The sequence below is a fragment of the Mesorhizobium sp. M0870 genome (assembly GCF_040319775.1).
Taxonomy (GTDB): Bacteria; Pseudomonadota; Alphaproteobacteria; order Rhizobiales; family Rhizobiaceae; genus Mesorhizobium.
Window position 1 is genome coordinate 166,419 of sequence record NZ_JAMYOI010000005.1, and the last position, 12,161, is coordinate 178,579.

The 12,161-nt window shown below is 61.9% G+C and carries 13 protein-coding genes; 7 read left to right on the forward strand and 6 right to left on the reverse strand.

Going from position 1 to position 12,161, the window contains the following annotated elements:
* Positions 1-173: 173 nt before the first annotated feature.
* Both NKH97_RS08565 and NKH97_RS08570 read right to left on the reverse strand, forming a co-directional pair.
* Complete coding sequence (locus NKH97_RS08565) at positions 174-407, reverse strand: hypothetical protein (protein WP_013529962.1); 234 nt, start codon at positions 405-407, stop codon at positions 174-176.
* Positions 408-446: 39 nt separating this feature from the next.
* Positions 447-749, reverse strand: a complete 303-nt coding sequence (locus NKH97_RS08570; RefSeq protein WP_023809859.1) for a hypothetical protein — start codon at positions 747-749, stop codon at positions 447-449.
* Between the two features lie 252 nt (positions 750-1,001).
* Between NKH97_RS08570 and NKH97_RS08575 the strand changes: the two genes are divergently transcribed.
* Complete coding sequence (locus NKH97_RS08575) at positions 1,002-1,718, forward strand: response regulator (protein ID WP_352796115.1); 717 nt, start codon at positions 1,002-1,004, stop codon at positions 1,716-1,718.
* A complete protein-coding gene (locus NKH97_RS08580; RefSeq protein WP_352773804.1) occupies positions 1,715-3,121 on the forward strand; it encodes an ATP-binding protein in 1,407 nt (468 codons plus the stop codon). Before NKH97_RS08575 ends, NKH97_RS08580 begins: the two co-directional genes overlap by 4 nt.
* A gap of 51 nt (positions 3,122-3,172) precedes the next feature.
* Here the strand turns inward: NKH97_RS08580 and choV are convergent, their stop codons facing one another.
* The 3 genes from choV to NKH97_RS08595 all read right to left on the reverse strand — a co-directional run bounded on the left by choV (position 3,173) and on the right by NKH97_RS08595 (position 6,264).
* Complete coding sequence (gene choV / locus NKH97_RS08585) at positions 3,173-4,354, reverse strand: choline ABC transporter ATP-binding protein (protein WP_352773805.1); 1,182 nt, start codon at positions 4,352-4,354, stop codon at positions 3,173-3,175.
* Entirely contained in the window at positions 4,351-5,205 is an 855-nt protein-coding gene (choW, locus tag NKH97_RS08590) for a choline ABC transporter permease subunit (protein ID WP_023809862.1), read from the reverse strand. The genes choV and choW overlap by 4 nt, the downstream gene beginning before the upstream one ends.
* A gap of 123 nt (positions 5,206-5,328) precedes the next feature.
* Positions 5,329-6,264: a choline ABC transporter substrate-binding protein gene (locus tag NKH97_RS08595; protein ID WP_023809863.1), complete on the reverse strand. Its 936-nt coding sequence runs from the start codon at positions 6,262-6,264 to the stop codon at positions 5,329-5,331.
* A 258-nt stretch (positions 6,265-6,522) separates the two neighbouring features.
* Here NKH97_RS08595 and NKH97_RS08600 point away from each other — a divergent pair, with 258 nt between their 5' ends.
* A complete protein-coding gene (locus NKH97_RS08600; RefSeq protein ID WP_023809864.1) occupies positions 6,523-7,134 on the forward strand; it encodes a thymidine kinase in 612 nt (203 codons plus the stop codon).
* A gap of 70 nt (positions 7,135-7,204) precedes the next feature.
* Here the strand turns inward: NKH97_RS08600 and NKH97_RS08605 are convergent, their stop codons facing one another.
* Complete coding sequence (locus NKH97_RS08605; protein ID WP_352796122.1) at positions 7,205-8,140, reverse strand: DMT family transporter; 936 nt, start codon at positions 8,138-8,140, stop codon at positions 7,205-7,207.
* 62 nt (positions 8,141-8,202) lie between these two features.
* Here NKH97_RS08605 and NKH97_RS08610 point away from each other — a divergent pair, with 62 nt between their 5' ends.
* The 4 genes from NKH97_RS08610 (at position 8,203) to NKH97_RS08625 (ending at position 12,141) form a co-directional block, all read left to right on the forward strand.
* Positions 8,203-9,060, forward strand: a complete 858-nt coding sequence (locus NKH97_RS08610) for a LysR substrate-binding domain-containing protein (RefSeq protein ID WP_352796125.1) — start codon at positions 8,203-8,205, stop codon at positions 9,058-9,060.
* A 114-nt stretch (positions 9,061-9,174) separates the two neighbouring features.
* The gene (locus tag NKH97_RS08615) at positions 9,175-9,564 is read left to right on the forward strand and encodes a c-type cytochrome (protein WP_352610496.1); all 390 of its coding nucleotides are present in this window, start codon (positions 9,175-9,177) and stop codon (positions 9,562-9,564) included.
* Between the two features lie 311 nt (positions 9,565-9,875).
* Positions 9,876-10,964, forward strand: a complete 1,089-nt coding sequence (locus NKH97_RS08620; RefSeq protein ID WP_127266549.1) for a hypothetical protein — start codon at positions 9,876-9,878, stop codon at positions 10,962-10,964.
* Positions 10,965-10,995: 31 nt separating this feature from the next.
* On the forward strand, positions 10,996-12,141 hold the full coding sequence (locus NKH97_RS08625) for a hypothetical protein (RefSeq protein ID WP_023809869.1): 1,146 nt from the start codon (positions 10,996-10,998) through the stop codon (positions 12,139-12,141).
* Positions 12,142-12,161: the final 20 nt, after the last annotated feature.

Below are 12,161 nucleotides of genomic sequence, written 5' to 3' on the forward strand. Positions count from 1 at the left end.
TCAGTCGAGGCGGAAGCTGCCGGTGCCAGACTTCGCCAAAGATCGGTTGAACCATCGACCCGCTTCATCGCCAACGTCAGGGCTTCAGCGGTTCGGACAGGAAGAAGGCCGCTCCAGCCGAAACCAGCTGGAGCGGCCTTGGTCAACAGGCCGGCATTTTGCGCCGGACCTTATTAGGTCTTCGGGGCGTCCTTCTTGACGGCCTTCTCGGCAGCCTTCTTGTGCTTCTTGACGGTCTTCTTGACGACCTTCTTCGGAGCAGCCTTGGCCGGAGCGGCAGTCGCCGGAGCGGTGGTCGTCGAAGCAGCCGGAGCAGCGGTCGTGGTGGCGGCGGCGTTGCCGAGAGCCGGCATCGCGAAGGCGAGAGCGACGGCGAGACCGGTTGCGGAGAGGATGGACTTTTTCATGGCTTCGTTTCCTTTTTATGCGGGTCAAGTTTCGGAGTGTTACTGAACCGGGTCGTTCGGCGTCACTCCAAGCAGCTTCAAAGCACTGGCGAGCATCCGGATGCCCTGCGCCTGTTTCTTGGCGGCGCAGTACCGGTTGCCCTTTCTCTGAAGTGCCTTTGCCGCGGTGACCTGCGTTGCCGTGGCATGGGTTTCGAGGGCTTCATCAAATTGGTGGCTAAGATTGGCGCACCGTTCGCTCCGGGTTGTGAGCGTCACCTTTGCGTCCGATTGTCCGACAGCGGCAGTGACCAGGCAGAAGCCCAGCAACGCACCCAACAAACTGATCGACAATCTTGGCATCGGTTTACCCGTAAACCCGGAGACTAGCGTCGCAGCCGATGACCTGACCGCCACGAGACCAGTTATGCCCTTGAAATTTTTCAGGAGTTTTTCTGAACTGTAGAATTTTGTTTCTGGATTGTGTCTGAGAAAGCCGGTGTGAACCCGTCATAGCCACTGGCCAACATATGGCCTGAATTCTATCGTGTGGGTTGCGACAGAAGGGCTTGGCAATCAAAGACAGAAGGGCTTGGCAACAATGACAGGGCTGCTGTGAAATCCGACGCACACATACTGATCGTCGACGACGACAAGGGTATCCGCGACCTGCTGCAGGAATTCTTCCAGAAGCGGGGCCTGCACACCTCGGTTGCCGCCGACGGCATCGAGATGGAGACCATCCTGCGGCGCGTCCAGGTGGACCTCATCGTCCTCGACGTGATGCTGCCCGGCAAAAGCGGGCTGGAGCTGTGCCGCGACCTGCGCGCCCAGTATTCGACGCCGATCATCATGCTGACCGCCGTCACCGAGACGACCGACCGCGTCGTCGGCCTGGAAATGGGCGCCGACGACTATGTCCCCAAACCCTTCGATCCGCGCGAGCTTTTGGCGCGTATCCGCGCCGTGCTCAGGCGCAATGGCACCGCCGAGCCTAAGCGCGCCACCACCAAGCAGATCTACCGCTTCGCCGGCTGGACGATGGATTGTGCTCGGCGCCGGCTGATCGCACCCGACGATGTCAGGGTCGAGCTGACCATGGCCGAATTCAACCTGCTGCAGACCTTCGTCAAGAGCGCGCAGCGCGTGCTGACCCGCGACCAGCTCATCGAGCTGTCCGGCGGCGACAGCGACTATTCCTTCGACCGCAGCATCGACATCCTGGTCAGCCGGCTGCGGCGCAAGATGGAGGACGACCCGAAGACGCCCAAGCTGATCCTGACCGTACGCAGCGGCGGCTACCAGTTCCTGCCCGAGACGACCTGCGAATGAGACGTTTCCTGCCGCAGACCTTGCCTGTCTGGGTGCTGCTGATCGTCATTGCCGGCCTGCTGATCAGCCAGGTCGCGACCCTTTACATCGTGTCGCGCGACCGCGCCGCCGCCAACGGTGTCGTCGACCTCTACCGGCTCAACGACCGTGCCTTCTCGCTGGTTCAGCTCATGCATGACGCCAGTCCGGACGAGCGCAAGGCGACGGCGACCGGCCTGTTCAACTCCACCTACGCGCTCACCGTCTCGGACACGCCGGCGGTCACTTCGTCGATCGCCGGCGACGACGAACTGGCCGAACTCGAAGACATCCTCGTCGGACGGCTGTCGAAATTCGGCATCACCGATGCACGCGTACGCCGCGATCCGGCGACGCGCGAGGCCGATGACGCGGACGGCACGGCGCCGGGACCCGACATCGGACAGGTCGAGCGTGACCTTCTGGTGCTGGCCGCCGACTTCGCCCAGAGCGACAAGCTGACGGCCTCGCTGCGCTTCGCCGACGGCCAATGGCTGAACTTCACCGAACCGATCACGCCCGTCGGCCCGATCCTGAGCTTCGACAGCCTGCCGCTTTATTCGCTGATCGCAGGGCTGGTGGTGATCATGTCGATCTGGTCGCTGCGCCGGCTGACGGCGCCCTACCGGATGATGGAAACCGCCGTGAACCGGATCGGCAAGGATCTGAAGAGCCCACCGATCGCCGAGAGCGGCAGCCGCGAGGTCCGTGCCGCCGCCAAGGCGATCAACGCTATGCAGGCGAGGTTGCGCGAATATGTCGAGGACCGCGAACATCTGGCGGCGGCATTGGCGCATGATCTGCGCACGCCGATGACCAGGATGCGCCTGCGCCTGGAGCTGTTGCGCAAATCGGCGGTTCGCGAGGCGTTGGCGCACGACCTCGCCGATGTCGAGAGCATCGCCAGCTCGGTGATCGACTTCGCCACCTTCGAAGTGACCGAGGAAAAGAACGAACGCATCGATTTCTGGTCGCTCGTGGAATCGATCGCCGACGGCTATGACGACGTGTCGTTCGACGACGAGACCCGTTCGCGCGGGCTGATCTGCATGGCGCGGCCGGTCGCGCTCAAGCGCTGCGTCACCAATCTGGTACAGAACGCGGTCACCTACGGCAAGAAGGCGCATCTTTCGCTGCGCCGGTCGGAGGACATGATCTTGCTCACCATCCGCGACGAAGGGCCGGGCATACCGCAGGCACAGATCGACGCCGTGTTCGGCTCGTTCGTGCGCCTTGAACAATCGCGCAACCGCCAGACCGGTGGTCTGGGCCTCGGCCTGACCATTGCCCGCAACATCGCGCGCGCCGCAGGTGGCGAGATCCGCCTGTCCAACAACCCGGGCGGTGGCCTGCTGACGCAACTGCGCCTGCCGCTGGTGGCATAAAAAGCATTCAAGCAGCCTCCGCTGCCCGCGGCGGCGTCCACGAATTTGGCGTTACCGCCGCAGCACCGCGCTCAGCACATCGCGGATGCCGATGGCGCCGACGAAGCGCGACTGGTCGTCGAACAGCGCAACGGGAGCGGTCTGCGAACGGTGCATGGCCAGCATGACGGTTTTCAACGAGGTGCCGGGGTTGGCCCAGAACACCTGCGCTACTTCCTCGGGCTGGCCTTCGACGTCGGCGCACGACACCCACACCGCCGGCTTGCCGTCGCGTTCGGCCGCCGCCACCAGCCCGTGATCGTCGATCTTGAAGCGCGTCGTCTTGCGGCGGTCGAGCCACACCCAGCCGTCCTTGCCGTGCTCCAGATCGCGACGGTCGCGCATCACGTTCCAGGCGGTCAGCACCGACAGCGGGTTCACATTGGCGATGAAGTCGCGGACATAGTCGTTGGCAGGCCGCAGCACGATGTCCTCCGGCGCGCCGGTTTGCACGATGCGCCCACCCTCCATGATGGTGATGTGGGAGCCAATCTTCAGCGCCTCCTCGAGGTCGTGGCTGACGAAGATGATGGTCTTCTTCAACTCGGCCTGCAGCTGCAGCAATTCGTCCTGCAGCTTGGTGCGGATCAGCGGGTCGAGCGCCGAGAACGGCTCGTCCATCAACAGGATCGGCGCCTCGGTGGCGAAGGCCCGCGCCAGGCCGACGCGCTGCTGCATGCCGCCCGACAGCTCATGCGCGTATTTCTTCGACCACTGGTCGAGATTGACCAGCTTGAGCTGGCGTTGCACGCGCTCCTTGCGCTCTTGCTCCGGTACGCCGGCGAGTTCGAGGCCGAGACCGACATTCTCCTCCACCGTACGCCAGGGCAAAAGGCCGAACTGCTGGAACACCATCGCCACCTGTTTCTGGCGCAGGCGCCGCAGGGTCGCCTCGTCGCAGGTGACGACGTCGACGGTCTTGTCGCCATCCTTGACCAGCACCTGGCCGCGCGACACCACGTTGAGCCGGTTGACCGCCCGCAGCAATGTCGACTTGCCCGAACCGGAGAGACCCATCAGCACGGAGATTTCGCCCTCGTTCACGGTCAGGCTGGCGCCGGCGCAACCCAGTACATTGCCGGTCTTGTCGAGGATCTCGGCGCGGCTGGCTCCGGCGTCGACCATCTTCAGCGATCCGGCCTGGTCGGCGCCGAAGACGATATCGACGTTCCGGAAATCGACGGCGACGGTCATTTCTTGCCTCCAACGGCGATGCGGGTCATCCGGTCGAGCACGATGGCCAAGACGACGATGGCGAGGCCCGCCTCAAGCCCGAGGTCGATCTTGCGCGAACCCAGCGCCCGGTTGATTTCGGTGCCGAGGCCGCCAGCGCCGATCAGTGCGGCAAACACCACCATCGACAGCGACAGCATGATGGACTGCGTCAGACCGGCCATGATGGTGGGCAGCGCCGAGGGCAGCTCCACCTTCCACAGCAACTGGCTCTTGGTGGCGCCGAACGCCTCGCCGGCTTCGACGATCGACTTCGGCACCGAGACAACGCCGAGATGCGTGAGACGAACCGCGGTCGGGATGACGAAGATGATGGTGACGATGAGGCCGGGCGCATTGCCGAGGCCGAACAGCGTCAGCACCGGGATCAGGTAGACGAAGGTCGGCAGCGTCTGCATCAAATCGAGCACCGGCAGCATGACGCGATAGACCTTCGGCTTGTGCGCCGCCCAGATACCGAGTGGCACACCGATGGCCATCGAGACGGCGGCGGCGGCAACCACCAGCACCAGCGTCTCTACCGTCTGCTTCCAGAGGTTCTGGTTGAGGATGAACAGCAACCCGAGAAAGACAGCCACGGCCAAGCCTCTCGATCGCTGCAGATAATAGGCAAGCAGTGCAATCAGCGCGATGAGAAGGACCGGCGGTACCAGCAGCAGCGTGTCGACCACTCCGTCGAGCAGGAAATTCAAACCGCCGGAGAGACCGCGGAAGAAGGTGTTGAAATTGTCGGTAAGGAAGGTGAAGAACGCTTTGCCCCATTCGCCTATGGGGATCTTGTAACTGACAAAGAATTTTGAAATCGGATCCATCTTGCCCCTCTTTGACAGTCGCCGTCCTTGCCGGACGGTCATCTTGTCACAGGATATGAAAAAGGGCAGCCCCTTCTAAAGTGACTGCCCTTCTTGATCGGTCACGCCGAACGCAAGACCTGCTCAGCTTCCGAGCGCAGTCTTCACGGCTGCAGCCGCGTCGCCGCCATCGAAAGTGGTCACGCCGGCAATCCATGGAGCAACCGCGTCCGGATGCTTCTTGAGCCAGTCGGTCGCAGCCGTATTGGCATCGGCGCCCTTGAGGATCGCGTCCATTATCTCGCCTTCCATGTCGAGATTGAACTTCAGGTTGGCGATGAATTTTCCGGCATTCGGGCACTCGGTGGTGTAACCCTTGCGCACATTGGTATGCACGGTGGCTGCGCCAAAGCCGCTGTCGCCCATGCCATCGAGATAGGTGATCTTCATGGCACCCATCACCGGATGCGGCGTCCAACCGAGGAACGCGATCCACTCATTGCTCTTGATCGACTGCTCGGCCTGCGTGAGCATGCCAGCCTCCGAGGATTCGACCAGCTCGAAGCCTTCGAGATTGTCCTTCGGGTTCTTGATCATGTCGAGGATGATGCGGTTACCATCATTGCCGGCCTCGATGCCGTAGATCTTGCCGTCGAACTTGTCCTTGAACTTGCCGAGGTCGGTCAGCGTCTTGACGCCGGCGTCCGCGACATAGGTCGGCACGACGATACCGTAGCCGGCGCCACTGAGGTTTTCGCTGATGGTCTCGACCGAACCGTCGGCGGTGTAGTCCTTGATGTCGTTGGTCATCGACGGCATCCAGTTGCCGAGGAAGACATCAAGATCCTTGTTCTTCAGCGACGCCATGGTCACCGGCACCGACAGCTGGATCGTCTGCGGTTCGTAGCCGAGCGCGGTGAGCAGTACCGATGCGACGCCGGTCGTCGCCTGGATGTCGGTCCAGCCGACATCGGAAAGACGCACCGCCTTGCAGCTCGCCGGATCGCCGGCAAAGGCAGCGCTGGTGGACAAAAAAGCCGCCAGGCCGAGGCCGGCGACGAAAGAGTTCATACGCGACATAGACAGTCTCCCATTGTGATTCTTTGGCGAAGCGTAGCTACGGTTTCTATGCCCGCCTTGTTTCGTCAGCCAAACACCATTCTGGTGTGGTTTCAAGCATTAAGACAATCACGATCAACGGCGCGGGCTGGCCAATCAGCGACACATCAGGCGCTTTTGCCATGCCGGACGGTTTTTTCGAAGACGGGCGGGCTTTTTCAGGGGAATGCGGGCGACCGCCCCTCCCCGTATCAGGGCAAGTCGGCTTAAAAGAGCGGCATGGCCAAGCTTTACTTCCACTACGCGACTATGAACGCCGGCAAGACGACGATGCTCTTGCAGGCCTCTTACAATTATCGCGAGCGCGGCATGGGCACGATGCTGTTCGTCGCCGGCCACTACCGCAAGGGCGACACCGGCCTGATCTCGTCGCGCATCGGCCTGGAGACGGAAGCCGAGATGTTCCGCGATGGCGACGATCTGTTCACCCGCGTCGCCGATCATCACGCGCATACGTCAGTGCATTGCGTCTTCGTCGACGAGGCGCAGTTCCTCGAGGAGGAGCAGGTCTGGCAGCTCGCCCGCATCGCCGACCGGCTGAATATCCCGGTCATGTGCTACGGCCTGCGCACCGATTTCCAGGGCAAGCTGTTTTCCGGCTCGCGCGCGCTGCTGGCCATCGCCGACGATTTGCGCGAAGTGCGTACAATCTGCCGCTGCGGCCGCAAGGCGACGATGGTCGTGCGCCTCGGCCCCGATGGCAAAGTGGCGCGCCTGGGCGAGCAGGTGGCGATCGGCAAGGACGTCTATGTCTCGCTCTGCCGCCGTCATTGGGAAGAAGAAATGGGCCGCGCCGCGCCCGACGACTTCATCGGCTTTATCAAGGGCTGACTCTGTCTCTTGGTTTTTGGAGCAGTTCCCAGGGGGAGCGCTATGTGCTTTTCTTGGAATTGCACCGGGCTCATACGGTCGAGACACGCCACTTCGGAAACCGCCAACCCAGCCGCACACCCAGCGTCGCCACTGCAATCAGCGCCATGCCGGCAGCCTGCGCCGGTCCGAGCGGATGCCCATAGATCGCCCAGTCGACGATGATGGCGACGACGGGATAGATGAAGGTGATGACGCCGATCACCGGTGTCGTCAGGCGCGGAAAGGCCGAATTCATCAACACGTAGGCGATGCCAGTGTGCAGCACGCCGATGCCGAGCAGCCAGCCCCATGACGCAGGCGCAATATGTTGGCCGATGCCGGCGAACGGGGCGAGCATGACGACCCCAACCAGTGTTTGGCAGAGTACCGTAATTTCGGCGCGCTGCTGACCAAGGCCCTTGGCGAGGATCGTTGTAACGGCGTAGAGCATTGCGCCGCCCAGCGTCAGCGCAATGCCCGGCGCCCAGTTGGCATCGTCGTGGCCGTGCGCGAAGACGAGGCCGCTGGCCAGCACGACGCCGAGAAACGCACCGAGCATCCACAGCAGTTGGTCGAGCGAGATGCGCTCCTTGAGGAAGACGACACCGATCAGGACCACGAAGAACGGCTGGATATGGTAGATAATCGTCGTCGTGGCGATCGATGTCATGGCGAAGCCGGCGAAGAAGGCCGTCCAGCTCAGCACCATGCAGACGCCGGCAAGTGCTGCAAGGGCAAGCCGAGACGGCGACAGCGTCCGATCCGGCAGATAGCCGCGCAACAGGCACCATAAGAAAAGGAATATCGCGCCGAACACACATCGCCAGAAGACGACGGCGACGGGATGCAGCCCCGATTCCGTGGCGAAGGCGCCGACCGTACCGGCGATCACCATTGCCAGAGCAAGGCTCGCGGCCGGAAAGCGGGCTGTCGAGGCGTCCGTCATGTGGTGGTTTCCCAGCGATCCCAGCAACCATCTGGTCACTGGCGCCACCTTCAAACAAGCGAATAGATTTGTGATGACCTATTCGATATACTGATAGCACCATGGCCGCGCCACTCGATCTCAATCTGCTGAAAACCTTTGTCGCCGTCGTCGAGAGCGGCAGCCTTTCCAATGCAGCACCCAGGGTCGGCCGCAGCCAGTCGGCGGTCAGCATGCAGATGCAGCGGCTGGAGGAGATGGTCGGCAACCAGCTTCTGGTGCGTGGTCCCAGAACCGTCACTCCCAATGCGATCGGCGAGGATTTCCTGATCTATGCGCGCCGGTTGCTGAAACTGTCGGATGAAGCCTGGGCAAGTGTCACCCGGCCCAAGGAAACAGGCAGCGCCCGCTTGGGGGTGCCCGACGATTATGCCGCCTTCCTCCTGCCGCCCGTGCTCTCACGCTTCGCGGCGGAGCATCCCCTGGTGACGGTGGAGTTGATCTGCGAACAGTCGACCGCGCTGGTGAAGACGCTGGCGGAGGGGCGGCTGGATCTGGCGATCATCACCCGCTTGCCGGAGCAGCCGCTTGAGGTGATCCGGCTGGAACGCTTCGTCTGGGTCGCCTCATCAAACCATGTCGCCTGGGAGACCGATCCGCTTCCGGTCGCCTTGTTCGAACCGGGCTGCGCCGCCAGGATGAATGTTCTGCAGGCGCTTGGCGATGCCGACCGCTCCTATCGCTGTACCTATTCAAGCGCCTCTCTGCTTGGCCTGATCGCCGTCGTCCAGGCCGGGCTCGCGGTGGCTGGCCTCGCCCTGCGCAGCGTACCGCCGTCGCTGCGCATCGTCGGCGGCAATGAAGGGCTTCCGGTGCTGCCGGACCTCGAAATCGGCATCCTTCGCAACCCGCTGTCGACGACCCAGGCGGTCGAGCGGCTGAATGATTTCCTGCGCCGCGATCTGGCACAACAGGCCTGACTCGCGGGCCTGTCTTCCGCAATCCCGCCGCGATGCAGCGTTTGTTTCCGCGATGCAGCGTTTGTTAAAGCCTCGGTACTATAAGGCCGCCAGCCAGAACTCTCCGGGGGCAGCATGTTTCGAGCCGCTTCGTCCGCCAGCATCCTTCTCCTTGCCAGCTCGCTTGTGGCCCATGCCGGCGGCGACCCGGCCCTGGGCAAGAAGGCCTTCAACCGGTGCATGGCCTGCCATGAAGCAGCCACCGACCGCGACAAGGTCGGTCCGCATCTGCTGGGCGTCGTTGGTCGCACCGCCGGAAGTGCGGAGAGTTTTCTTGGCCGCTATTCCGAGGCGATGAAGAGTGCCGGCGCCGCCGGCCTGGTCTGGGATGAAGCCAATCTCGCCGAGTATCTCAGAGCACCCAAGCTGAAAGTGCCCGGCAACAAGATGGCGTTTGCCGGCCTGGCCAAAGACGACGACATCGCCAATGTCATTGCCTATCTGAAGGCCGATCCCAAGCCCTGATCCGCTGTTCGTCAGCTCTGTAAAGCCGGCTTTCTCCTCGCATATCGCGGCCGCGATTGCTTCGGTGGTTTGCCCAATACAAAGGCATCCGTGCGCCTTCGCCTTGCCGCATGAAAGTTCAATGACAGCTGAACTATGGCTGGTCGGCAAGCTAATCACGCTAAGCCCACGCCTTCACTGGTTTTCAAGACCCTGACGAATTTTTTTGTTTTCACGCCGCCCTTATCTTCACGTCTTTCAATCCCCTGATGCCCCACATATATTCGCCGCTGTTCGCGACCAGCGACGTCATGCCGAAGCGGGAGGCCCCAATGGCGACATTGCAGAATTTCGACGCCGAAATTGCCAAGACCAAGCAGGTCGTGCAGGACATGCGCTCCAAGATCGAGCAATCCGGCACCATGCTTGATACGCTTGCCACATCAGACAAGAAGATCGGCGACGCAAATTTCGACCTCGAGAACGCCCGCATCGAGGATGTGCTGAAGCAGCAGAAGGTGATGGAAGGCAACATTGCCGACCTGATCATCGGGCTGGAGGACGCCACCAACGTCTTCGGCGCCGAGTTCGAGAGCATGAAGAACTACACCGGCTGGGAAAAATTCATCGGCATCTTCTCCAGCCAGAGCAAGCAGCGCATGCGCACCGACCGCGTCCGCAACATGTCGCTGGCCGGCAATCTGCAGGAACTGCTGGTCAAATCCGACACCATCGTCGGCATATTGAAGGCGCAGAAAGAGGTCCTCGACCAACGCTACAAGACCTCGGAAACCAGCCTGTCGCAGGTGATCGAGCGCCGCAAGACCACCATGACCAACCTCGAAGCCGTGCAGAAGCGCATCGAGGAGCTCAACCCGATGCTGCTCGACATCGAAAACAAGATCGCCGCTTCGACCAGCCAGAAGGATCGCACGCAGCTCGAAGGCGAACGCTCCAAGCTGGCGACGGAATACAACGAAAAGCAGGCCAAGGAGCAGGAGCTGCTGGCCGAGAGCCAGACGCTCGAGCGCTACACCTCGATGTTCCAGACCTTCGTCGATTCGCTCAACAACCAGATCGCGGCGCAATCGACGCTGATCAACAAGCTGACCATCGATACCGAGCAGCGCATCGTGCTCTACAAGGCGCTGGAAGATTCGCTGAAGACCGCAGCTCAGCAGGACGTCGCCCACAAGATCAACACGCTGGGCAGCCAGGTCGACAACACCGCCGAGGAAACCATGGCCGGCATCGGGGCTGCTTCGCAAAAGCACATCGGTGACCTGCTTGAGATGCACGAGAAGAACATGGTCGCTACCGCTGACATCCAGCGCCGCAAGAAGCTGGCCGACGATGCCTTTGCCCGCCGCTTCGACGAGGTGCTGAAGAAGCACAATTCGGCGAACTACGTGCAGTCTTAGGAGTGACAGGACTGCCCGCGAGCGCACAGGCATGACCCCCGAAAACGAAGCGGCGGCACGGTATTTTTCCGCCATCACGGCCGCACTCAGCGGCCTTGAAGTGTTCATGCGCGACGATCGCTCGCCGCTCTACCGGCATGGCATCGTCGCCAAGATCGTCGCCGAACACATCGCCAGGCTCGACAAGTCGTTTTCCTGCTGGCGCAACCGGCTCGGCTTCATGGACACATTCCGCATTTCGCGCGCCGAAAGCGGATTTCCGGTGTTCCAGAACCTGCTCGAACTGGAAAACGACCGACGCCAGGCCGACGCGCGGCTTGCCAACATTCCGCTCGCCGGCGAGTTGCGCGAGGAAATGGCCGACTTCATCCTGCGCCACAAGGAATTCCCCGCGGCGCTGCAGAAGTCGATAGCCGAGCGGCTTTATCTCGAGGACGTGAAAAGCGAGAACACGTTCGGCCCGTTCACCTTGGCGCAAACGGCCAAGGTCTCGGTCAATCCGAAGACGGGGCGGCCTTATTATCTCGTCCACTGGGCGACGTTCGACGGCAGCGCCAACCTGCCGCTAGTCTACATGGTGACGGTGGAGGATTCGTCCGAAACGATGATTCGCCAGCTTGTCGATAGAAACGGCAAGCTGAACGAGACGATTGACATTCCGCTGCCGGTCGATGGCCTGCTCAATCCCGAGCTTGCCCACCGTTTCGACGATTTCACCGAGAAGAACTCCGCCTACACGCTGTCGCCGGCGACCATCGCGGTCAATCTCGACAAGGATTTCGAGCCGCTGCACCCCAAGCAGCTGCGCCGCGTTGTGCTCGGCCCGTTCTATTCGGCTGGCATCACCGACAACAATTCGACGGTGACCGAGGTTTTGGCCAAGGTGCGCAAGCCCGAAAATGCCTGGCTTTTGACCTGGACCATCCAGGAGGTCTATTCCAAGGCCGAAAAGCCCGGCCGCAAGGGCCTGTTTTCCAGCGAAAAGACGACGCAGGAATTCTTCATCAACACCGACGATCTGGAAGCCGCGCGCCAGGGCGTGTCGAGCTATGAAAACCACGCGCTGATCCCGCACGAGGCCTATCAGGCGCTCTACGCCGCCGGCGAGGCGCAAAAGGTCTTTGCCGGCTACAAGGTTCACATCCTGTCCAACGGACAGGTCATCTCGGACGTCTGACCGTCACACCACGGAGCACC

Bases quoted from the DNA above. Each gene is read 5' to 3' on its own strand.
- NKH97_RS08565 (WP_013529962.1), bottom strand. From the start codon at position 407: ATGAAAAAGTCCATCCTCTCCGCAACCGGTCTCGCCGTCGCTCTCGCC.
- NKH97_RS08570 (WP_023809859.1), bottom strand. From the start codon at position 749: ATGCCAAGATTGTCGATCAGTTTGTTGGGTGCGTTGCTGGGCTTCTGC.
- NKH97_RS08580 (WP_352773804.1), top strand. From the start codon at position 1,715: ATGAGACGTTTCCTGCCGCAGACCTTGCCTGTCTGGGTGCTGCTGATC.
- choV (WP_352773805.1), bottom strand. From the start codon at position 4,354: ATGACCGTCGCCGTCGATTTCCGGAACGTCGATATCGTCTTCGGCGCC.
- choW (WP_023809862.1), bottom strand. From the start codon at position 5,205: ATGGATCCGATTTCAAAATTCTTTGTCAGTTACAAGATCCCCATAGGC.
- NKH97_RS08595 (WP_023809863.1), bottom strand. From the start codon at position 6,264: ATGTCGCGTATGAACTCTTTCGTCGCCGGCCTCGGCCTGGCGGCTTTT.
- NKH97_RS08600 (WP_023809864.1), top strand. From the start codon at position 6,523: ATGGCCAAGCTTTACTTCCACTACGCGACTATGAACGCCGGCAAGACG.
- NKH97_RS08610 (WP_352796125.1), top strand. From the start codon at position 8,203: ATGGCCGCGCCACTCGATCTCAATCTGCTGAAAACCTTTGTCGCCGTC.
- NKH97_RS08615 (WP_352610496.1), top strand. From the start codon at position 9,175: ATGTTTCGAGCCGCTTCGTCCGCCAGCATCCTTCTCCTTGCCAGCTCG.
- NKH97_RS08620 (WP_127266549.1), top strand. From the start codon at position 9,876: ATGGCGACATTGCAGAATTTCGACGCCGAAATTGCCAAGACCAAGCAG.
- NKH97_RS08625 (WP_023809869.1), top strand. From the start codon at position 10,996: ATGACCCCCGAAAACGAAGCGGCGGCACGGTATTTTTCCGCCATCACG.